Annotated in this window: 18 protein-coding genes and 1 pseudogene; 9 read left to right on the top strand and 10 right to left on the bottom strand. The window is 66.2% G+C overall.

Going from position 1 to position 21,135, the window contains the following annotated elements; translation table 11 throughout:
- Positions 1-70: 70 nt before the first annotated feature.
- The 6 genes from HCK00_RS23600 to HCK00_RS23575 all read right to left on the bottom strand — a co-directional run bounded on the left by HCK00_RS23600 (position 71) and on the right by HCK00_RS23575 (position 6,740).
- Positions 71-1,282 (bottom strand): polysaccharide pyruvyl transferase family protein, encoded by a 1,212-nt coding sequence (locus HCK00_RS23600; RefSeq protein WP_168104050.1) that lies wholly within the window; start codon positions 1,280-1,282, stop codon positions 71-73.
- Positions 1,283-1,299: 17 nt separating this feature from the next.
- Positions 1,300-2,355: a glycosyltransferase gene (locus HCK00_RS23595; RefSeq protein WP_168104049.1), complete on the bottom strand. Its 1,056-nt coding sequence runs from the start codon at positions 2,353-2,355 to the stop codon at positions 1,300-1,302.
- Complete coding sequence (locus tag HCK00_RS23590) at positions 2,352-3,395, bottom strand: glycosyltransferase family 2 protein (RefSeq protein WP_311765453.1); 1,044 nt, start codon at positions 3,393-3,395, stop codon at positions 2,352-2,354. The genes HCK00_RS23595 and HCK00_RS23590 overlap by 4 nt, the downstream gene beginning before the upstream one ends.
- A complete protein-coding gene (locus HCK00_RS23585) occupies positions 3,392-4,090 on the bottom strand; it encodes a phytanoyl-CoA dioxygenase family protein (protein ID WP_168104048.1) in 699 nt (232 codons plus the stop codon). Before HCK00_RS23585 ends, HCK00_RS23590 begins: the two co-directional genes overlap by 4 nt.
- A complete protein-coding gene (locus tag HCK00_RS23580) occupies positions 4,087-5,088 on the bottom strand; it encodes a UDP-glucuronic acid decarboxylase family protein (RefSeq protein WP_168104047.1) in 1,002 nt (333 codons plus the stop codon). The genes HCK00_RS23585 and HCK00_RS23580 overlap by 4 nt, the downstream gene beginning before the upstream one ends.
- A gap of 986 nt (positions 5,089-6,074) precedes the next feature.
- Positions 6,075-6,740 carry a YdcF family protein gene (locus HCK00_RS23575; RefSeq protein WP_168104046.1) on the bottom strand — a complete coding sequence of 222 codons (666 nt, stop codon included), beginning with the start codon at positions 6,738-6,740 and terminating at the stop codon, positions 6,075-6,077.
- A gap of 218 nt (positions 6,741-6,958) precedes the next feature.
- On the opposite strand from HCK00_RS23575, the gene HCK00_RS23570 reads away from it, so the two are divergent.
- The 6 genes from HCK00_RS23570 to HCK00_RS23545 all read left to right on the top strand — a co-directional run bounded on the left by HCK00_RS23570 (position 6,959) and on the right by HCK00_RS23545 (position 12,738).
- On the top strand, positions 6,959-8,161 hold the full coding sequence (locus HCK00_RS23570; protein WP_206320795.1) for a helix-turn-helix domain-containing protein: 1,203 nt from the start codon (positions 6,959-6,961) through the stop codon (positions 8,159-8,161).
- A gap of 556 nt (positions 8,162-8,717) precedes the next feature.
- A complete protein-coding gene (locus tag HCK00_RS28285; protein WP_168104044.1) occupies positions 8,718-9,236 on the top strand; it encodes a helix-turn-helix domain-containing protein in 519 nt (172 codons plus the stop codon).
- A 514-nt stretch (positions 9,237-9,750) separates the two neighbouring features.
- The gene (locus tag HCK00_RS23560) at positions 9,751-9,939 is read left to right on the top strand and encodes a hypothetical protein (protein ID WP_168104004.1); all 189 of its coding nucleotides are present in this window, start codon (positions 9,751-9,753) and stop codon (positions 9,937-9,939) included.
- Between the two features lie 8 nt (positions 9,940-9,947).
- A complete protein-coding gene (locus tag HCK00_RS23555; protein ID WP_168104043.1) occupies positions 9,948-11,138 on the top strand; it encodes a JmjC domain-containing protein in 1,191 nt (396 codons plus the stop codon).
- Complete coding sequence (locus HCK00_RS23550; RefSeq protein ID WP_168104042.1) at positions 11,072-11,905, top strand: aldo/keto reductase; 834 nt, start codon at positions 11,072-11,074, stop codon at positions 11,903-11,905. The genes HCK00_RS23555 and HCK00_RS23550 overlap by 67 nt, the downstream gene beginning before the upstream one ends.
- Positions 11,905-12,738 (top strand): protein kinase family protein, encoded by an 834-nt coding sequence (locus tag HCK00_RS23545; protein ID WP_168104041.1) that lies wholly within the window; start codon positions 11,905-11,907, stop codon positions 12,736-12,738. The genes HCK00_RS23550 and HCK00_RS23545 overlap by 1 nt, the downstream gene beginning before the upstream one ends.
- Positions 12,739-13,143: 405 nt before the next feature.
- Here HCK00_RS23545 and HCK00_RS23540 read toward each other — a convergent pair whose 3' ends face one another.
- A complete protein-coding gene (locus HCK00_RS23540) occupies positions 13,144-13,650 on the bottom strand; it encodes an ATP-binding protein (RefSeq protein WP_168104040.1) in 507 nt (168 codons plus the stop codon).
- Positions 13,651-14,007: 357 nt separating this feature from the next.
- Positions 14,008-15,375 (bottom strand): glutamate--tRNA ligase, encoded by a 1,368-nt coding sequence (gene gltX / locus HCK00_RS23535; RefSeq protein ID WP_240966067.1) that lies wholly within the window; start codon positions 15,373-15,375, stop codon positions 14,008-14,010.
- Between the two features lie 460 nt (positions 15,376-15,835).
- Between gltX and HCK00_RS23530 the strand changes: the two genes are divergently transcribed.
- From HCK00_RS23530 to HCK00_RS28280, 3 genes are all read left to right on the top strand, one after another.
- Positions 15,836-17,068 (top strand): helix-turn-helix domain-containing protein, encoded by a 1,233-nt coding sequence (locus HCK00_RS23530; RefSeq protein ID WP_168104038.1) that lies wholly within the window; start codon positions 15,836-15,838, stop codon positions 17,066-17,068.
- Positions 17,069-17,073: 5 nt separating this feature from the next.
- Positions 17,074-17,628: a flavoprotein gene (locus tag HCK00_RS23525; protein WP_168104036.1), complete on the top strand. Its 555-nt coding sequence runs from the start codon at positions 17,074-17,076 to the stop codon at positions 17,626-17,628.
- Between the two features lie 113 nt (positions 17,629-17,741).
- Positions 17,742-18,347 (top strand): helix-turn-helix domain-containing protein, encoded by a 606-nt coding sequence (locus HCK00_RS28280; RefSeq protein ID WP_311765452.1) that lies wholly within the window; start codon positions 17,742-17,744, stop codon positions 18,345-18,347.
- Positions 18,348-18,578: 231 nt separating this feature from the next.
- On the opposite strand, the gene HCK00_RS23515 is transcribed toward HCK00_RS28280, so the two are convergent.
- Both HCK00_RS23515 and aspS read right to left on the bottom strand, forming a co-directional pair.
- Positions 18,579-19,559 carry an asparaginase gene (locus HCK00_RS23515; RefSeq protein WP_311765451.1) on the bottom strand — a complete coding sequence of 327 codons (981 nt, stop codon included), beginning with the start codon at positions 19,557-19,559 and terminating at the stop codon, positions 18,579-18,581.
- Between the two features lie 172 nt (positions 19,560-19,731).
- Positions 19,732-21,051, bottom strand: a pseudogene (gene aspS, locus HCK00_RS23510) (aspartate--tRNA(Asn) ligase).
- Positions 21,052-21,135 lie beyond the last annotated feature (84 nt).

The raw sequence follows: 21,135 nt of genomic DNA, 5'->3' as shown, positions 1-21,135 counted from the left end.
CCCGGAGCGGGCCGCAGCGGGTGGTGCGAGATGCCGTGCGGGCAGGCGCCCGCCCTGTGCGACTGGTGGTTCAGGCTCCGAGGAGCTTGCTGATCTGAGCGAAGTCGCTGCGGGCGCGGTCCGTGATCAGCGGAAGCCGCTGCCGCAGGGTGGTGCGCAGTACGGTCGCGTCGGTGTCGTTGACGAGCCGGTCGATGACGGTGGCGTCCTGGGCGAAAGTGCGGACGTCCGCGTGGATGCCGTCGACGTCGACCGTGTCGCCGTAGGTTTCGGCGAGCACCCCGTTGAACTTGTGAGAGTGGCCGATCGCGATGGCCGGGGTGCCGCCGGACAGTGCGCCGATCGCGGCGTGCAGGCGCTCGGACATGACGAGTTCGGCCTGTGACAGCACGCCCTTGTAGTCGGAGGCTGTCAGTGTGCCCGGCAGCGCCATGACCTCGGGCATGCCGGCAGCTTCGGCGATGCGGGCGGCGAGGATGCGGTCGTCGTTGTGTGGGCGGGAGTCGTGGCAGTGCGGGACGAGGACGACCGGCATCTTCCGGGTGCGGACGAGGGAGGTGGCCAGTCGAGTCAGCGCTGCCGCGTGCTGGGAATCCTCCAGGGTGCTGAAGCGGGTGATGCCCTGACTGGGAGCGAGGCAGAGGTAGGGGTCTTCAGGGGCGAGCCCCAGCGGTCCGAGCACGGCCGAAATCCGCTCGCCGGTGGCTGCCGGCAGCAGGAAGGCGGGGTCGGAGGACAGCCGCACACGGTGCTCGGGAAGGCCGAGCTTGCCCACGAGATAGCCGAGGGAGACGCTCTCCCTGACGGTGAGGAGATGGCACCGGGCGGCGACCGTGAGCCACGCCGCGGCATCGGCCGGGTCGTCGAAGGGTCCGACGGACTGGCCGATCATGACCGTCGGGATGTCCCGCTGTTGCGCGGCGGTGAGGGCACGAAGGTACGGCGTGGAGACCCCGTAGTCCGAGGTGTGCAGGTCGCCACCGGTGGCGATGACCAGATCGGTTTCGGCGAGGAGCTGCTCGCGGCGTGCGGCCAGTTCGGCAGGGCTCTCCTGGGGGCGCATCTGCTGCCAGGAACGGGAGACGACGAACGGATCGGCCACGCAACGGGTGCCGGTGGGGGCGAGGGCTTCCGCGTCGAGCACCGGGGTCTGGGTGAGGACGGTGACGTTGTTGCCTCCTTTGCTGCCTTCGGTGTTCAGCTGCTCGATGATGGAGCGGGCAAGGGCCTCGACGCCGCGGCTCTCACAGCTGGTGATGCCGGTGATCAGGACGTTGGGCACAGCACACCTTTCAGGGCTCATCGGGTGAACCGGATGAGTTCGGCCAGAACTGCGCGGTAGTTGAAGCGTTCGTGTACTCGGCGCTGGATGGTCGCCAGCCGCTCGCGGTACCGGATCGGCTCGCGGATCATTCGGGCGAGGCTCTCGGCGGGATCGTCGTCGAGCAGGAACAGCTCCGTGTCGTCGCCGTAGAGTGCGGACAGGTAGCCCAGGTCCGGCCAGAGCGCGGGGATGCTGCCCGAAGCCAGGGTCTCGAACATGCGAGGGGTCAGGAGTTCCATCCGCGCGAGCAGCGGACGGGCCAGCACCGGCGTGATCGCCGCCTGGGACATGGTGGAGATCACCTGTCCGAACGGAACGGGTGGTGCCACCTCGACACGGTGATCCTGCATCCAGCCGGACACGTTGGCGGTGGCGGTCAGGTGGTCGGGGTGCGGGTCGCCGGTCCACCAGCGTCCGCACACGCGGATGCGCCGGATCGGCGGCCGGGCTGCGGCTGCGGCCCGGATGAGGCTGGTCATCTCGCTCCAGCGCCACCAGTTCGCGCCGACGTACTGCAGCTCGTACGGGAGTGCTTGCGGGTGCGGGAGGTCGCTGGCGAGCCGATGGATGTCCGGCATACCGAAGTAGCTGAAGAACTCGGCTCCGTCGGGAAGACGTTCGTTCATGCGCGGTTGCAGGACCAGATCGCTGAGGTCGGCATACAGCTTGTGCCAGGACTCGACGGTGTCCGCACCCGCGTTGTCGTCCACGCCGGCGGTGACGTACGGACCCCAGTGGCCGTCGGGATCGACGACGATCCGCCGCTGCCGCGGCACGGCCTCGCAGAGTTCACGCTGCTGGGCCGAGAGGAACTGCCTGCTCTCGAAGACGAGGACGAGGTGGGTCGCCCAGGTGAGGTCGTCCACGAGCGGCAGGTGGCCGTTCACCGTGCCGTCCAGGCGCGACAGTTGACTGGAGACGCCGACTTCGCATCCCGCCGTTGCAGCGACCTGGGAGTACTCGGCGATCATGTGGCTGGAGCCCGCGTTCCAGTGGAAGACGCCAGCAAACAGAATCCGGGGTGTGGTCATCGTGCGCTCCTCGCCTGCGGACGACTGTGACTGTCCGTCCGTCGGCCGAGCTGGCGGTGGGCGCGGCGGCGGGCCCGCATCAATGGTGCGCGGCGCATGAGCCAGCGCACGGCCTCGGCGGTCTCCCACGTCCCGCGCCACCAGGTGGTGACTCCGCCCACGCCATGCCCGCGCAGATCGTCCTTCAGCCACCGGGTCGCCAGCCGCAGCATGGGCAGTGGGTGCCATTCGATGTCGGTGAGGAGGTAGTAGTAGCGGTTGCGGCGCATCTGGACGCGCCGGTAACTGCTACCCGTGGTTCCACCGCCGCCGTAGTGCTGTATCCCGAGGTTGAGCAGGAGGGCGACGCGCCAGCCGGCCCAGCGGGCGCGACGACACAGGTCGGTCTCCTCGTAGTACGTATGAAAGACCTCGTCGAAGAGTCCGACGGTGCGTAGCAGCGCGGCGCGGACGAAGAAGGCCGCCCCCTGGACGTACGCGTGTTCCAGGGTGTTCGGGGCTCGCCCCTCGGGCGGGCCGGCGGGTGATGGGTGGTTCGGCCAGTCACTGGCGAAGGCGTGCTGCTCGCCCCAGCGCAGAGCGGTCTTTGACCAGTCGTTGTACGCGTCGAGGGCGATGCTGCTCGACTCGTCGTACTCGTACTGCATGGGGCCGACCACGCCGTAGTCGGTCCAGGTCTCCATGAACTCGGTCAGGTCGCGCAGCAGGGACTTCGGAGTCTGGGTGTCCGGGTTGACGAGGAAGACGTAGTCGGCGCCGTCGTCGAGCGCCGCACGCATGCCGATGTTGTTGGCGCGGGCGAAGCCGACGTTCCCTTCGTTCTGGATGATCCGCACCTGCGGGAAGCGGTCCTTCACGAAGGCGGTGCTGCCGTCGTGGGAGTTGTTGTCGACATACCAGACCGCCAGGTCGATCCCGGGGATGTCGCTCTCCAGGAGTGAGGCTAAGCAGGGCTCCAGCCAGCGGCGCTCGTTGGTGCCAACCGTAATCGTCGCTACCCGCACGAGCGGCGCCTGTCCGGCGGAGTGGGGGCCGATCACGGCAGCTCCAGGTCTGCGAGGGCGAACTCGACAACGATGCTGCGCCGGATGCGCGGGGAGGTGTTGCAGCGCGAGGCATGGGCGATGCGTACGTCGTGGACGGCTACGTCACCCGCTGCGAGCGAGACCGCGCGGACAGGGCCCTGCGCCTGGAGCGCTTCGGCGTCCTCGCCGTCGGGCTGGAAGTGCGAGCCGGGGACGAATTCCAGGCATCCGTTGCCCGGGTCGGAGTCGTCGAGGAAGACGCTCAGGTTGCACACGGTGTGGGGCGGCACATCGGTCCGGTCGCGGTGCCAGGGCACGGGGGCGGCCACCTCGGGCAGCTTGACGATCATGGCGCAGGCGGTGGCGCGGACGGGGCCGCCAAGGATGGCGGCGGCCAGAAGGTGCAGGGGACTTCCGTCGGTGTAGAAGCGTGCCGATTCCGGTGCGCCCTGGTCCTGCAGGTTGTGGATCCGGTAGAGGACGGGTGTATCGGTGCCGGCGGGTGTGAAGTACCAGTAGTCGGGCGACCGGAAGCCGTCATGGGTGAAGCGCCGGATCAGGTTGGCAGCCTCGATGCGGAGTGCTTCAAGCGCCACCCCAGTAACCTGCTGGGGAAGAGCGGTGTAGCCGTCCGTATGAAAGTCTCGGAGCGGCTCCTCGCCGAGTGGCGACGCTAAGGCGCCGGTCGGGCGCGGTGGATGCTGGGTCATCGTTCCCTCGCTGCGGTGGGGGTGAGCTGGTTGGCGAACCAGTCGATGGTGGTGCTGAGGCCCTTGCGAAGGTCGGTCTCCGGCTTCCAGCCGCACTTCTCCCAGACCAAGGCGAGGTCGGGCCTGCGACGGCCCGGGTCGTCGACCGGGCGGTCAACGAACTTGATCGGAGACGAGGATCCGCACAGTTCGCGGACCAGATGTGCAAGCTCCAGGACCGTGGTCTCGGCGGCGTTGCCCAGGTTCAGAGGGCCGGCGTGATGACCTGCGGCGACGGCGAGGATGCCACGGACGGTGTCGTCCACGTAGCACAGCGAACGTGTCTGCGAGCCGTCGCCGGTGACGGTCAGCGGTTCGCCCGCCAACGCCTGGCGGATGAAGGTCGGTACCGCCCGCCCGTCCTCGGCACGCATCCGCGGCCCGAACGTGTTGAAGATCCGCACGATCGCGGCGTCGACGCCATGCTCGGTGCGGTAGGCGATGGTCGCCGCCTCGGCGAACCGCTTCGCCTCGTCGTACACGCTGCGCGGCCCGACCGGATTGACATTGCCCCAGTACGACTCGCGCTGCGGATGTTCAAGCGGGTCGCCGTACACCTCAGAGGTGGAGGCGAGTATGAAGCGGGCCTTCTTGCGCCGGGCCAGTTCCAGCATGTTGAGCGTTCCCAACGAGCCGACCTGGAGGGTCTCGATCGGCAGGCGCATGTAGTCCTGTGGGGAGGCCGGCGAAGCGAGATGCAGTACTAGGTCAACAGCGCCCTGTATCGAGAGCGGATGGGTGACATCGTGAACCAGCAGCTCGAAACGGCCATCCGTCTGCCGATGCACGATGTTGTCCGCTGAGCCCGTAAGAAGGTTGTCAACGCACACCACGTCGACACCGCTGTCGAGTAGCAGATCGCACAGGTGGGAGCCGACGAATCCGCAACCTCCGGTGACGACGGCTCGGCGGAAAGGCGCTCGCCCCGCTAAATCCTGCCTCCTTGTGGAGGTATCCATAACACCTCTTTCTCGCAATTCGGATGAAACTTGGCATAGCTGTGCCCGCTCATGGTGCGATCAGGGTGTGGCGGGCCCAGCCAGGTTCGGCACCGGCTGGTCTTCGCGAACGAATCGGGGGCCGTGCTGATCAGCCCTTAGACGACTCTGTCCCCTCGGGGAACGGTGTCCGGCCGCTCGTGGGTGAGCTCTGCGACCAGAATCCGTCCCGGCCGGTCTCCATCTGTTCGTCGTCCGACATCCTCGGCCTGCTGCCGGCCGGGCCCTCTACCTGGTCGACACCATCTGCGTCAGCCGACCAGACGCCGAACTTCACGGCACGGATGCCCCATAGCCGCAGAGGCGTTGACGATCAGTTCGGTTGTGACCATGACTGTGTCGGCGATGACGCCCGGGCTCAGCCCGTTTGTGAAACGGGCGCACACAAGGTGGCAGACCGTCAGGTCGGCAGCAAAGCGCAGATGCGGGAGTGCTGTGCAACGAGGGCGTCTGTGTGGACTGCCCGGTGGTGGTCATCAAGGTCATCGTTTGGCTCTCGCCAAACGTGGTCCCCTGGCCCAGCACGGTGTCACCTCCGTCGGAGGCCGCCGTGGGATGCGGAGCCATGCTCGGTCGGCCCGCACTCCACGATGGGCGGCGAGTTGCGCCCTCGTTCGTGGGCGCTTATGAGAGTGCCGTCCGCGCCCGCCGTACTAGCACGGGTTCCGGACGCATTCCGTAAGACTGGTGACTGCGGCGGCGAACCGCACATTTCACGAGTGATATCACTGGAGTGATGCAGTGATCCGGCCATTTGAGATGCAACGGCTATCGCCTGCACGGACCGGCGCTCTGGGCAAAGTGTGCGCGCCTGAGCGCCAGCCCGCTTTCTGATGGTCTCCCGATTCGATGCCTCTCAAGGCCGCTGGATCACCTAAGCGATACAACCGACGCGATGCGCGAAGCTCGCCACATAGGACGCGGTCTCAGAGGGGGTGGACCGGCGCTCAGGCCCGTTCCGCCTCTTCCGGCACGAGCCGACTCGTGAAGCCCTCGCTACGCAACCGTTCGAAAGCCGCCGCTACCTCGTCAGGAATCTCTTGCTCGATCATGAACCCTTGCCTTGGGTACACCATGAGACGCTGCTGGGCCCCCACCAACATGTCGATGACGAGACGCGCGTCCTGGATCGAGTCGACGTACTCGGAGAGCGTCATAGGCGTGGAGGCGCTCACCCACTCGACATCCGGCCAGAGCTTTCGCGCCGTTGCGTAGGCCCGTCGCTCCTCGTACGGCTTGCTGACCAATAGGACCGACGAGACGGGAACACGCTGTTCTTCGAGCAGGGCGCGGGAGAAGCGGATGTTCTCGCCTGTGTTCCTGGCCTTCGGCTCGACGATGATGGCGCTCGCAGGAACCCCCAGCTCCACCGCGCGGTCCCGGTAGTGTTCGGCTTCACCGCGGGGCATCCGCTCACGCGTGGTACGGCTCGTCGCTCCGGTGAAGACAATGAGCGGCGCCATGCCACGGTGGTACAAGTCTGCGGTGGTGTCGGCCACCCCCAGGTCGTGGCTCCCGAGTCCGATCGCCACGGAGCAAGGGCGCAGCTCGTGGCGCATCTGCTGGAAGTCCCACAGCCGCCGAGCATCCGCCCATGCCTGCGTTGAGATCACTTACCCTCGCCCTCCAATGTTCGCCAACGACTGCGCCCCGCCGCTGAAAACGTACAGCCCCGTCTCCGGGCATCACACGGAGATCAGCCGCACCCTCGATGGGCACCAGCCTACGTTCCGGATCACAGACGTCTTCAGGCGATGGCTCTCCTGTCCTACGCGCTCACACTGTGTGACACTCGATCGAGCAGGGTGAGGGGAGCGCGCCAATGCGGGGCATGACCGACCATCTTCCGTTCGGCAAGCGAGTCCGGTTCTACCGGAAACGCCGGGGCCTGAGCCAACGGCAGCTCGGCGATCTTCTGGGACGCTCTGAGGACTGGGTGTACCGGGTGGAGTCCGAACGCATCCCGGTGAACAACGTGAAGATGCTCGCAGACCTGGCGCACGCTCTGCGAGTGCACGTTGAGGATCTTCAGGGCACGCCAACACTCTTGGACGACCGCGGGCCGCACGCGGCCAGCATTCCGGCGATTCGAATCGCACTCATGCAGTCACGACGACTGGCGGGCTCGCTGTACGACGACCGTGAAACCGTGCGCCTTGAACGTCTCTCCTTCGCTGTCGAGGAAGCCTGGCGGCTCTACCAGAATTGCCAGTTCGCGCGCCTTGGAGCGTGCCTGCCTGGGCTGCTGGCGGATGCCCGGCTGGCAACACAGGAGCGCACTTCTAGCACCGAACACGCCGAGTCACTACGGTTGTTCGCATTGGCCTGCCACGTCGCAGCGGTGCTTCTACGCAAGTTGGGCGAGACGAACCTGGCTTGGACCGCTGTAGACCAAGGCGACATGGCTGCCGCAGAGTCCGGGGACCCCGCCACAATGCTCGCCCTGCGGCGAGGTGTCGCACATGTCCAACTCGGCGCCAGCATGCCGGCAGAGGCCGTGAGCGTCACACTGGACGCGGCCGACGACCTCGAGCGCGGTTGGTGGCGCTCCACGCCGGCCTCCCTCTCGCTGTACGGGACCCTGTTCCTGAATGGGGCCGTCGCAGCCGCTCGGATGAGGAACCGTGCGCTGGCAGATCACATGATGGGTAAGGCCGACGAGGCAGCGCACCTCCTTGGAGGCGACTCCAACGAGATGTGGACGTCCTTCGGCCCCAGCAACGTAGAGATCCACCGGCTGGCGCTCGCCCTGGAGTTCGAGGACGTCCAACTGGCCGTGGACGTAGCACCCAGTGTCAGAGCGACAGGACTACCCATAGAACGACGAGGGCGGGCGCGACTGGATGTTGCCCGCGCGTACGCCGAGGCAGGGCGGACCGATGAGGCGATAGACCATCTCAAGCGTGCCTACCGGACAGCTCCCGAGCAGATCAAGGCCCACGAGTTTGCCCGGGACCTAGCGCGTCGTCTCCACAAGCGTTCCCGCCGCCGGGATGTCCAAGACCTGGCGGTGCGGCTCGGCGCCATCAAGTAGAGCCTCTTGCAAAGAGGTTCAAGGTCAGACCCGGAAGAATTTTCCGGGTCTGCCTCCCCGTCGGCTTCTACGGTCGTTGCGACCAAGCCACGCGTACGGGGAGGCATCGGAGTGCCCATGACCTACCGGCCGGACGATGGCGTCGGGTCCGACTGCAGTGGTAACGCGGTGGTGCTCCGCTGGAGTCGCCATCCGCGCTGCGTTGGTCTTGCGCGTCGTGAACTCCGCAAGGCGCTCGGCGAATGGGGCCTCTCAAGCATTGAGGACCCAGCAGTCCTCGTGCTCTCGGAGATCTTGACTAATGCGATACGGCATGGCCATTTGCGGAAAATCGGCGAGATCGAGACTCGGTATCTGCGAATCGGAAGTGGCTTACGGATCGAGGTGCATGATGGAATTCATGAATTTCGGCAGGCGATAACGGACGTCTCGGGTACCGTTCGAGATCTCCAGCGGAGGCTCATAGGTGCCTTGGCCGACCGGTGGAACAAATCTTTGGGTGCTGGGGTATCGACATGGGCAGAGTTTGACTACCCTTCGCGGGACGGCGCGACCCATGTCGACTGATGCTCGTGATGGCTATCTGCTCGCCTTAGCAGTTGACGAGGGCTCCCAGGAACTCCGGACGTCATTAGGTGTAGCGACAGTTGGGGCAGGGGCCCGGCAGGGCGGCATTTCGCCCTCGTCAAGAACTGACGCCGCTGGGCGCGAACGTCGGTGTCGATGGTGTCGACACCCCCTGAGCCGATATAACAGTGAACCGTACTGCAGTGCTTGCTCGCGGCATGTACCTACCACCCCTTCGCCGCCGCCCCGCGTGGCGCCAGAAGTTTGGAAGCGGGAAGACGTCCGGGAAGCTCTCTACGCCCGAGACTTTGGTCGAGTCTGTCACCTTGTGCGAATTGGAAGCTCTCTACGACAGAGTGATATGGCGGAGCTTACGGGCCTCAGTCAAGCCTTCCTGTCCATGCTGGAGTCAGGGGTGCGAAGACTTACCAACATCGACAAGATCGTCGAGTTGCTTAACGGTCTTGAGGTGCCAGTCGAACTAACTGGCCCCATGCTTCGATTGTAGAGATGACTTGATGGGTGTGGCTAGGTGAGCAGGAATATGTAAGGCGAGGAATTTTCTGAAAATTCTTCCACATGCAATGCATGCCGACGCGGCTTCTGGAAGGGGGGAGTTTTGGGTTCCTTTTCCTCAGCAGTCGTACTCTATGTCTTTCTCGATCCACCGCGATGCGCAACAGGTGACCCTGGATTACCCGGGTGATATCACGACTGTGATGTGCGAAGTCGCCCCACTGGAAGCAGGGTTATGGCCAGTGGATGAGCAGCCCACAAGTTCGGGCTGACGTCCAGGAACACATGGTTCCGGCAGTGCAGGCGCCTCAGCGCCGCATAACCGCGAGGCATCGTGCCGCCTACAAGCACCGCCCCCGCTCCACCCGAAACACCTCGGACACCCGGGGGCGGTTCCTGGCGTCTCCAGCGCCAGATTGCACCACCGCTCAGCGGCTGCATCCCCCGCAGCCGCAGGATCCCTGGGCCACTCGCTGGCTGAGCGGCCCCGATGAGAGGAGAGCCGAGTGACCACGACCACGAAAGGCACGAAGGCCAAGGAAGGCGGCGGGACCAGCGTCAGCCTGATGGTCGCCGTCGAGCAGCTCGCCGTGGCCCACGACCGCAGCGAGGCGGAGCGGTCCGACATCACCAGCTCGCAGAACAGCGCGGGCGATGACGGCGACAACCGCGACCTGAACCTTCCCAAGGAGTAGGAGGCACCATGGAGCACCGGCTCGTCACTGGTATCGAGAAGGCGCTCGGCTGGGGCGGGCCGGGGCCCGTGGGCACCGCGTTCGCTCGCGGGCACCTCGCCGACCCGGACCTGATTACCCGCCTGATGACCCCGAACCGGCTGCTGGAAACCATCCGGCACCGCCACCTCGCCAACCCCCAGCTGCGCTGCTACGCGGAGGGAGACGAGGTACACCCCTCACTCTTCCTGTCCACCAACGTGAACCGACGCAGGCAGGCCGTCAGCCAGGCCGACATGGCGGCCCTCGGTCGCATCCTCAACGGCGGCGGAACCGTGGTCCTGGACCACGTCGACTTCTTCGATCCGACGCTGGAAGTCGCCTGCCGTGCTCTGGGCTGGTGGTCCGGTGAGCTCACATCCGCCAACGCTTATCTGGCCGTCGGCGACACGGACGGTTTCAATCTCCACTGGGACGACCACGACGTGATCGCCGTCCAGCTCTCCGGCGAGAAGTCCTGGGAAGTCCGAGGCCCATCGCGGCCGGCACCCATGTACAGGGACGCCGAACGCAACCTGACCCCGTCGGAGGAGGTGCTCTGGAAGGGCACCATGCGGGCCGGTGACGTCATGCACATACCCCGCGGCTTCTGGCACACCGCGACGAGGATCGGTTCCGGCGACGACGGTCACTCCCTCCACGTGACCTTCGGCCTCACCAAGCGCACCGGCGTGACCTGGGCCAACTTCCTGTCCGACGCCGCACGCGCGGACGAAGACTTCCGTATGGACCTGGAGCGAAGCGACGGCACCGCCGACGGCGCCGTACTCGCCGCGAAACTGACCGACCTCGCCCGCGAGTACGACCCCAAGCGGTACCTCGCCGAACTACGGGCGAACACCCCGCCCGCTCGGCACATGCCCCACATCCCGGTGTTCGGCCCGCTCGAATACGTCGCGGCCGTCACCGAGTTCGAACCGGTCATCACACCCTCCGGCGACACGGTCCAAGTGGTCGGCGGCGGCAAGCGCCTCACCTTCCATGGCCGCGCAGAACCCGGCCTCCGCAGCCTCCTGTCCGGGCACCCGGTGCGCCTCTCCGACAACGACGAAGACCTCAACACGCTCGCCGAGCACCTGATCCAGGAGGGGCTGTGCGCACCGCTGACCGCCGAATCGCTCTCGGCCTATACCGGACTGGTCACACCCGGCACCTACTAGAGGGCGCACTGGAGCTGGGTGTCACGGACCTCGACACCGCGTTCAACTACCACCACTTTGCCTCGCACCGGACCCTCGCGGCGATCGCCGGCGACCTGCTCCCCGCCTTCACCATCTCCACGAAGGTCGGCTACTTCCCCGACGGCCACGACTTCGACCCGGCGCGGCTTCGCGCTGCGGTCGAGCAGTCGGCGAGGGAACTCGGCCGCACTCCGGACACGGTGCTTCTGCACAACCCCGAGTCCTCGGTTGAGGGCTTCGCCTGCGCGTGCACCGTGCTCCGGGAGATGCGCGACGCGGGACTCTGCAAGAACTGGGGGTTTTCTACCTGGGACCCGAGGCGTCTCCTCGAAGCCCACTGGGCCATCCCACGTCCCGACGTGGTGATGGTCCGCGCCGGCCTGACGGTCTCCGCCGCGATCCTCAACGCAGTGGACGAGCTCGTCGACCGTGCAGAGATCACCGAGCTGTGGGGCATGGCTCCCTTCGCGGGAAAAGCGGACGACTCGATATGGCAGACCGTGGACACCTCCACGTTTCTCCTCCCGGGCCAGCAGGGCGGAGCGCTGCAGGCAGGCGTCGCCACAGCGTTCGCGATACCCAAAGTCACCCGACTCGCGGTCGGCACCTCCGTCGTCGAGCATCTCGCCGAAGCGGTCTGTGGCTCGCGACTTGAGGTCAGCACCGAAAGGGTGACGGAGTATCGGGCGCTGTTGCGTGAGAGGGCTACCGTGAGCGCAAGAGCCCTGTCCAGGAAGGAACGATAGTGCAAGCCACCTTGGATGACCTCTCGACCGTTGCGCTCGATGACGTCCTCGATGACGTCGAGCGGCGGCTCGGACGGCAGCTCAAGAGGGAGGATGGCCACTTCAGCAAGTACAACGGCACCGCCGGCTTCCGAACCGACGAAGCCACGTGGGTTCGGCTCGCCTGGCGACGCACGGTGGAGATCGACTCCCAGGCTTGGACCGGCTACGAGGCTGCAGCTGCCATCGAAGGCGTTCCTCGTCCCGAATGGTTGGCAGCAGCCGTCTGGACCGACCAGACACGCGGCGTGGTGTGGCGTGCGGACGAGATGACGCTCGTAGAAGACGGGGCTCTCTCCGCCACAGGCGACATCACCTCGGATCCCGGACTGCCGGAGCAGTGGTGGATGGACCTGAGGATCGCGCTTGCCAACCTCTCGGAACACTCCACAGACCGCGTGTCCATGGGCCAAGCCCACCTCACTCGGCGAATCCACGAGGTCTACGGGAAGGACATCGACACCACGATCGCCGACTGGGCCTGCGCCCACGGAGATCTCGGCTACGCCAACCTCTGCGGCCCTGGTCTGTCGATCATCGACTGGGAGAGCTGGGGTATGGGCCCAGTTGGATGGGACGCGGCCTGTCTGTGGTCCGCTTCCCTGACCGTGCCGGCGCTCGCAGAACGAGTACAGACCCTGTTCTCCGACGTCCTTTCGACTCGCAGCGGCAAGCTGTCCCGCCTGCTACTCTGCGCCAACGTCGAGCGCGCCTTCCGCCGGACAGGAAGGAAGGCACCGCTGACCGACACCATGGCTGAACTCGCTGCCTCGCTGATTGGCGAACTGCAATAGAGCACCAACAGGACTCGGTCTCACATGACCGTTCTGCTGATGAGCGGCCCTGCCCTTCGGCTCCCCCCGTGGCCGGAGGGCAGGGCTCCACCACGAGATTTGCCACGTTGGTCCGGCCGATCACACGTGAGATGGGGAAGCCAATGGTGCCCGTGGTTGACGCGCGCACCTCCCACCCGCACACGTGTGATCTTTATGTTCCCGCTGCCGGCGGCGGCTGAATCGTTGGCCCTCGTCGAGACTCCCTCATCTGGACCGAGGCGCGTCGGGCTGGTCGCCGTGCCTTTCGAGCAGGGGAGTCGCGGTGTGATGGTGGGCTCGCTGGAACGCCACCTGGGACCCACCTCTGCGGCCCCTTCGGCAAGGCTCCGATCGGTCTGTCGGCGATGTCGGCCTGGGGGGAGGTCAGGCTGCTCGATGCTCGATTCGTAACTGTGCACCGGTTATTGACGGGGACTCCTCTGCAGCAGCATCAGCCTGTGAGGCGGCCACGTCTGCGGTGTCCACCCCGGAAGCGGAGACCGCCAGTTCGAACCATGTCTTCTTCCCCACCGCGCAAGGCTGTGAGCCCCACGCGGTTGCCAAGGCGGCAACGAGGAACAGGCCACGCCCGTTTTCGTCCATCACGTCGGCCTGGGAGGGGCGTACCAAGGTGGGGTCGGCGTCGGTGACTTCTACGCGCAGCCGCTCTCCGATATACCGCACGGACACCACGCACGCAGCCTGCGTGTGCGTGACCGAGTTCGCGATTACTTCTCCGGCCAGCAACTGCAGGTCGTTAGTCAGCTCCTCATCCAGGATCAGCCCGAGTCGCTGCGCGCGGCGGACAACACGGTCTCGTGCGGCTGGCACCGCCTCCACCGAGGGGGGAACAGTGAACGCGTAGGGCGAATCTCCGGACTGGCGGGGCATGGCTGTGACCTCTCGCGGGGGCGGGAGCGATGGCGTCAACGCGATCTCCCACAAGTGAATGGATCGCTCGCCGACTTCACCGGGTGCGTCCACAGGTGATCCAACGAAACCGTCAGCAGCCCAGCAGGTGGCGGACGACCACCATGGACCACCGGCGGCCTGCCCCCTATCGCTGAGGTGATATCACCGCCGCAATGTCATTGAGAGCGGGTCGGTCATTCACACGGCGGCAACAACCGAACAATCCGCGCGTTGGCGAACGCACTCCGCCCCTCCTCCTCTTGCGGTCCATGCCCACAATTCGCGACGTCGGGTCCCGCCTCCCCACGCGGGCGACGGGATCTTGATCGCGAAGTGTCAGCCGGCGAGCTTCGCTAGAGCCGCGTCGATCCTGGACAGTGTGCAGTCCTTGCCGAGGACCTCCAGGGACTCGAAGAGAGGCAGACCGACCGTGCGGCCCGTGACGGCGACGCGCACCGGGGCCTGGGCCTTGCCCAGCTTCAGGCCGTGCTCCTCGCCGGCGGCCAGGACCGCTTCCTTGAGGGACTCGGGGCTGGTCCAGTCGGCCGTCTCCAAATTGGCGCGGGCCGTGGCCAGGAGGACTGCCGGGTCGCCTTTCATTGCTTTGGCCCAGGACGCCTCGTCCTCCACCGGCTCCTTCAGGAACAGGAAATCGACGTTCGCTGTGATGTCCGACAGGACGGCGACGCGGGTCTGGGCATGCGGGGCGATCGCCTCCCAGGCGGCCTGGTCGAAGTCCTCGGGCGCCCAGTTGGCATACGGGGCGCGCAGCCACGGCTCGCATGCCTCGATGAACTTCTCCAACGGAAGGGCGCGGATGTACTCGCCGTTGAAGGCGGTCAGCTTCTTGATGTCGAAGAAGGCCGGCGAGGTATTCACGTCCTCGACGCGGAACTTCTGCTCCAGCTCCTCGTACGGGCGGAGCTCGGCATCGTCGCCGGGGCCCCAGCCGAGCAGCATCAGGTAGTTGGTCATCGCCTCCGGCAGGTAACCCTCGGCGAGGTAGTCCTCAAGAGCGACCTTGTCGCGACGCTTGGACAGCTTCTGCCGCTTCTCGTTCACGATCACCGGCAGGTGCGCCCACACCGGGGGCTTCGCGCCGAGCGCCTCCCACAGCAACTGCTGCTTGGGCGTGTTCGACAGGTGCTCGTCACCACGGATGACGAGGGTGATGCCCTCGTCGAGGTCGTCGACGACGTTGGCGATCAGGAAGACCGGAGAGCCGTCGCCGCGGGCGATGACGAAGTCCTCGATCGCCGAGTTCGGGAAGGACGGCTCACCTCGGATCAGATCCACGACGACCGTCTCGCCCTCCGTGGGCGTACGGAACCGCAGAGCCCGGCCCTCCACGTGTTCCAGGCCCCGGTCCCGGCAGAAACCGTCGTAGCCGAGGTGCTGCGAGCCGGTCCGCTCCTGCACCTGCTCACGGGAGCAGTCGCAGTAGTACGCGCGGCCCTCTGCGTAGAGCTCCTGGGCGGCCTCGCGGTGACGGTCGGCGTTGTGCGACTGGAAGTAGGAGCCCTCGAACGTGGGATCGTCCTTGGAGATCCCGATGGACGCGAGCGCGCTGATGATGCCCTCGATCCACTCGGGTTTGTTGCGTGCCGTGTCGGTGTCCTCGATGCGCAGGACGAACTTGCCTCCCGACTGTCGTGCGACGGCCCAGTTGTAGAGAGCCGACCGAGCCCCGCCAACGTGGAACATTCCAGTGGGAGACGGGGCGAAACGCACGCGTGTGGAGGCATCAGGCATACAGGCAGCCTACCGATTTCCAACGGGCGCTCGGGTCACTGTGGACGATCCCAGTATTCAGCTCTACCGAAGATCTTGTGATGCCTTCTGACTGAGGGCAAGGCGCTGCTGTGGGGTGGAGTGCGCAACGAGTTCGCTGGAGACTTCTTCATAATCCGGCGGATCGGCGACTTCCATTGCGTTGCACCGCCACGCAAGTAATCCCCAGGGCATAGAGCGTTGGCAGGGAAGGCGGACCTGCAAAGCTCTGGCACCTCCTGGACTTGTGGGTGTAGCCGGACAAAGTGTCCGGGCTGTTCCAGGCCCGAGAGCGGATGTTGAACATGGCACCGCAGCCCGACTCGCTGCCTGATCTCGCGGTCTGCTCGGCCGCTACCGTGAATGACGGACCAAAGTTGGGGAGGCAGCGCGCATGCGTGGTCTTGGTGATCACCTCAGCATAGGAGAGCGGATCTCGTTCTACCGCGAGCGCCGGGGCTACACGCAGCCCGTCCTCGCCGGCCTCGTCGGGCACAGCACCGACTGGCTGTCGAAGATTGAGCGAGGAGTACGAAAGCCTCCGAGAATCGACAAGCTCGCTGAGCTCGCTCGCGTACTGCGTGTCCCGCTCGGCGACTTGATGGGGCAGCCCGTCCTCTTGGAGGACGAGGAAAAGCACATGGACGACGTGCCAGCAGTCCGCGATGCGCTGATGAGCCCTCGACGGCTCTCCAAGCAGCTGTTCGGTCCCACGGCGGACCGGCAGTTGCCGAGGCCGGAGCAGGTGCAGGTCTTCGTCGAGCGCAGCTGGGATGACTATCAGGCTGGCCTTCTTGGCGACGTCATTGCCGCCCTGCCCGGTCTGCTGAGGACGGCCCAGGATCTGGAAGACCTTCCGCCTGGCGATCAGCGGCGATGCGGCCTCGCTGTCTCGGCCCGCACGCATCACCTGGCGGCAACCACCCTCGCCAAGGTGGGCGAGTCCGACTTGTCGTGGCTCGCGGCCGAGCGCGCCATGCGGGCCGCCGACGAATCCGAGGACCCGCTGTCGCTCGTCTCCGCCGCCCGCTCCGGTACGCATGCACTGCTGGCCAACGGGCGATACGAGGACGCCCTCGAACTGGGCGATACCGCCGCGGCCTGGCTCGCCAGTCAGGTTCGCGAGGACGACCCGGCCGCCTTGAGCCTGCTTGGCATGGTTCATCTGCGGGCTGCTGTGGCCGCTGCACGGCACCAGGATCGACACACCGCCAACTCCCTGTTGGAGAAGGCGAAGCGGCTCGCCGACCGGCTCGGTTCCGACGAGAACCACTGGCAGACGTGCTTCGGTCCCACGAACGTCGAGCTGCACCGCCTGTCGATCGAGCTTGACCTGGAGAACATCCCGTACGTCGTCGAGCATGGCGGCATCGACGTTTCCCACATGCCGGCGGAACGCGCCGTGTCTCATCGCATCGACTACGCCCGCGGCCTCTGCCTCAGGGGGCGCGTCGACGAGTCCTTCAGGGAACTGCGGGAGGCCGAACGCACCTCACCCCAGCTCGTGCGGAACAATCCACGTGTACGCGAGACCCTTCGCGACCTGAGGAAGCAGTCCCCGGTCACGGGCGGCAGCCACTCGTCCGAGCTGCTGGCCATGGCCCAACGATGCAGGGCGGTGCAGTGACTTCGATGCAGGGCAAGGTGCTGGGCGTCGTCGGATCGAGCGCCGGCGGGATTGAGGACCTCCGCACAGGGCTCGTGGTCCCGGCGCTCGAACGGGGCTGGACGGTTGCGGTCACGCTCACACCGACTGCAGGTCAGTGGCTCCGCGTGAGCGGGGAGACGGCGCAGCTCGAAGGGCTGACCGGCCTTCCCGTACGGTCCGAATCACGCCTGCCGGGTGACTCCCGGCCACATCCCCCGGTGGGCTGCTACGTCGTGGCCCCGGCAAGTGCCAACACCGTCGCCAAGCTCGCCCTGGGGATCTCAGACAACCAGGCGTTGACACAGGTCAACGAAGCCATCGGAACACTGGACCTCCCGGTAGTCGTCTGGCCCCGCGTGAACGCCGCGCACGCTCGCCACCCCGCATGGGAAGGGCACATCCAAGCCCTTCACGATTCAGGGGTGCGGTTGATCTACGGAGACGAGGTATGGCCGCTCGCCGAGCCGCGGGCTGGGATGCCGGGGCGCCGGTACCCGTGGGAAGCCGTACTCGACGAGGCCAGCAGGGCAATCTCCTGACGTTCCATCAATAAAGCTCGGAAACAAGAAGAATTGGACCCGGACAGTCTGTCCGGGCCCTTCGTCCTGACCGGCGCCAGTCTGAGGGCATCACCGGCTGACGGAGGGACCGGATGCCCGATCAGGGATTGAGCGCGGCGCTCCCCAGCGCAACGACCCGGGGCGACGCATCCAAGAGCGACCCGAACGCACGCGCGGATGCGATGGGTGGCAATGACTACTCATCTCGACGCTCGTCTGATGCCGCCCCAACGCCGTCGGGCACGGAGCGAATCCCCGTGAGCGCCACAAGAAGCACCTCCACGCCAACCAGCCGCACCCGGCTCTGCAGCCTCTGCCGATGTCGCCTGAGTCGGTACAACAGGGAAGATATCTGTTCCGGCTGCGCTCGGAGTGGGACAGTCGTACAGCCTGCGCGCCCCGTTCCACCCCATGTATGGGCTCGCCAGGACGTCAGGGACGCCCTGTTACACAAGGACTTCGGCAGGCTGTGCCAACTCGTGCGAGAGTACGGCCACCTCCGTCAGGAGGACATGGCCCTCCTCACGGGGCTGAGCCAGGCTTTTCTGTCGATGCTGGAATCTGGGCAGCGACGCCTCACCAACATCGACCGGATCATCGTGCTCCTGGACGGCTTGAACGCGCCCGTCGACATCACGGGGCCGATGCTCCGCCCCGTAGCTGCCGCTCCAGGCCCACCTTTGCGGACAGTCTCCTGATGCTCCACTTCTGCTCGTGATCTTGTCGTCAGACTGCGGTGGCGAGTCATCACATCTGCCGCAACGAACTGGGACTTGGCCTGGTCAGTATCGAGTCACCCGATCAGTGGTGATCCCTAAAAGGTCGGCTGCCGAACTGCTGGATCCCTTGTTCCTCGGTCCTCCCGATCCTCGGGAACGGCACCGTTGGCACGTCTCTGGGGTCCCGTCGGACGGGCTGAGGTGCGCAGGTCAGCGCGCGAAGAGGGAGAATTTCTCCGTGATCGTCTCGCGGTCCGCGTCTTGTGCCAGCAGCCCATGGAGTAGGAGGCGTGCTTGGTAGGGGCCAAGATCGCCAGCTGGGATGAGCCCACGGCTGATCAGATCCTTCTCGGATCCAGGAAAACCGTACGTCCTCGTCAGGACAGGGCCCTTCCCGATGCGCGATGAGAGGACCACGGGGACCCGCGCGGCGAGCCGTTCCAGGCTCTCGACGAGTCGCTGAGGAACGTGGCCGACACCGAAAGCAGCGACGACGAGCCCATCACATCGGCCGTCCCATGCCGCGAGCAGCTCCCCATCGTCGCCGAGACTGACCGTATACAGGCCCACACGCACCTCACGGCTTCGCGGCCGTGTCAAGGGGCCATAGCGGTGGGGAAGCGCAGCGGTCAGCCGTACCTGGTCCTCGGCGATCCGGCCGATGGGCCCTGCGCCGGGTGACGTGAAGGCGGAGGGGCTGGTGGTGTGGGACTTGCGGACGTGGCGTGCCGCGTGGATCTCGTCGTTCAGGACGACCAGGGCACCGGCGCCACGCAGCTGCGGGTCGGATGCGGCGAGGACGGCCGCGTACAGGTTGGCGGGTCCGTCGGGACCGGCCATGGTGGGATTGCGCATGGCGCCAGTGACGATGATCGGCTGCTCGTGGCCGTGATGAAGGTCAAGGAAGAACGCGGTCTCCTCGATGGTGTCGGTCCCCTGCGTGATCACGACACCGTCGACGTCGCCGCCGGCGAGGGTCTTGTCGACCGCCGCGCCAAGTTCGGTGAGGTCGTCGAAGGTCAGCGAGGCACCGGGCACACGGCGGAAGTCGTGCACGCGCAGATCGATTCCGTGGCCATCCAGGCCGGGCACGGCCGCGAGGAGGTCGTGGGCGGAGAGGGCCGGGACGACGCTGCCGGTCGCCGGATCGGTGGTCATGGCGATGGTGCCGCCGAGAGAGTAGACGGCCACCGTTCTTGTTGCGCCCATCCTCGCCCCCAAGTTCTGACCAATCTCAGCCAGGATGAATCTCGCCCCTCAGAGATCGCTCAATGCAGGCTATCGGGTCCCCTTGACGACGTCAGCCTCACACTGAACTGCCGTGAAGCGACAAACCGTTGATTACACCCCGGTCTTTCGGCCGCTACGGAGTCAGCCTGCTCGGGCCGCGGAACAGGAACGTGGCCTCGCGAATCGAGTCAAGCCCGAGCAACACCATCAGCACCCGACTCAGCCCCAGGCCCAGGCCACTGTGGGGCGGGCAGCCGTACCGGAAGACGTTGAGGTAGTCCTGCATCGGTTCATGCCTCAGGCCCTTCTCCGCAGCCTGCTTCACCACGTCGTAGCGATGCTCACGCTGCGCGCCGGTCGTGACCTCCAGTCCCTGCCACAGCAGGTCGAAGCTGAGCGTCACAGCCGGGTTGTCCGTCGGCCGCATGTGGTAGAAGGGCCGGACACTCGTCGGGTAGTGGGTGACGAACACCCATTCATGGCCGGTGTGCTCCCTGAGATGCGCGCCGATACCGCGCTCGCCCTCGGGGGCAAGGTCCTCCTTCACGCCCTGCGGGTCCCAGCCCTTCTCCCGCAGGATCTCCTGAGCCTCAGCCATCGTGAGCCGTGGAAAGGGCGTTGCCGGCACTGTCACCTCGACGCCGAGCGTCTCCCGGATCGCCTCCCCGTATGCGTCGGCGACCTGGGCGATGGCGTGCGCGAGCATCCGCTCCTCGAACGTCATGACATCCTCGACCCCGTCGATCCACGCTAGCTCCACGTCCACTCCGGTGAACTCGGTGGCGTGCCGCGAGGTGAAGGACGGCTCGGCGCGGAAGACCGGTCCGATCTCGAAGACCCTGTCGACGCCGGCCGCGATCGCCATCTGCTTGAAGAACTGTGGCGACTGCGCCAGGTAGGCGGAGCGGCCGAAGTAGCCGAGCTCGAACACCTCGGCCCCGGACTCCGAGGCGGTGCCCATCAGCTTCGGCGTGTGCATCTCGGTGCAGCCCTGCCCGTAGGCGTACTCGCGCATGCCCTGCTCGAGCGTGGTCTGCACGGCGAACAGCAGCTGCGCGGCCGGGGCGGCGCCGTACGTCCAGGAATCGCCAGTCCAGGCGGTGTTCAAGGCCGGTGCCCTCGTCGATGGGCAGCGGTGTCTCTGCCCGGTTCAGGACGTCGACCCGCTCCGGGATGATCTCCAGGCCGTGGAGCTTCACGATCGGGTTGTCGGCGACGCGGCCGGTGATCCGCACCGCGGACTCCGGGGTGAGCTGCTGCAGGGCGGCCTCGATCTCGTCGCCTGCGCCGCCTCGCTGGTGAGTGACCTGCATCAGCCGGTGTGGTCGCGTACGACGAGGAACTGCACTTTGCTCAGCAGACGGAGTGTGTGTACCCAGCCCGACACGGACACGGTCCGGTCCACGTGCTCGTGCAGGTCGGATACCAGTACACGATTGGTCGTGTGGATCATCGCAGCCCTCCAGGGCGTCATGGTGATCCCTTGGGGGCGCGGGCGAGAAGGGGACTCGCGGTTCCACCGCGCCTTCACCGCCAC

Source organism: Streptomyces zingiberis, assembly GCF_012034935.1.
Classification (GTDB): Bacteria; Actinomycetota; Actinomycetes; order Streptomycetales; family Streptomycetaceae; genus Streptomyces; species Streptomyces zingiberis.
This window is presented reverse-complemented; position numbering and strand designations above follow the sequence as displayed.

What these genes read in the sequence shown, in the direction of transcription:
- HCK00_RS23595 (WP_168104049.1), bottom strand. Translation starts at nt 2,355, where the DNA reads ATGACCACACCCCGGATTCTGTTTGCTGGCGTCTTCCACTGGAACGCG.
- HCK00_RS23585 (WP_168104048.1), bottom strand. Translation starts at nt 4,090, where the DNA reads ATGACCCAGCATCCACCGCGCCCGACCGGCGCCTTAGCGTCGCCACTC.
- HCK00_RS23580 (WP_168104047.1), bottom strand. Translation starts at nt 5,088, where the DNA reads ATGGATACCTCCACAAGGAGGCAGGATTTAGCGGGGCGAGCGCCTTTC.
- HCK00_RS23570 (WP_206320795.1), top strand. Translation starts at nt 6,959, where the DNA reads ATGACCGACCATCTTCCGTTCGGCAAGCGAGTCCGGTTCTACCGGAAA.
- HCK00_RS28285 (WP_168104044.1), top strand. Translation starts at nt 8,718, where the DNA reads ATGTCGACTGATGCTCGTGATGGCTATCTGCTCGCCTTAGCAGTTGAC.
- HCK00_RS23555 (WP_168104043.1), top strand. Translation starts at nt 9,948, where the DNA reads ATGGAGCACCGGCTCGTCACTGGTATCGAGAAGGCGCTCGGCTGGGGC.
- HCK00_RS23540 (WP_168104040.1), bottom strand. Translation starts at nt 13,650, where the DNA reads ATGCCCCGCCAGTCCGGAGATTCGCCCTACGCGTTCACTGTTCCCCCC.
- gltX (WP_240966067.1), bottom strand. Translation starts at nt 15,375, where the DNA reads ATGTTCCACGTTGGCGGGGCTCGGTCGGCTCTCTACAACTGGGCCGTC.
- HCK00_RS23530 (WP_168104038.1), top strand. Translation starts at nt 15,836, where the DNA reads ATGCGTGGTCTTGGTGATCACCTCAGCATAGGAGAGCGGATCTCGTTC.
- HCK00_RS23525 (WP_168104036.1), top strand. Translation starts at nt 17,074, where the DNA reads ATGCAGGGCAAGGTGCTGGGCGTCGTCGGATCGAGCGCCGGCGGGATT.
- HCK00_RS28280 (WP_311765452.1), top strand. Translation starts at nt 17,742, where the DNA reads ATGCCCGATCAGGGATTGAGCGCGGCGCTCCCCAGCGCAACGACCCGG.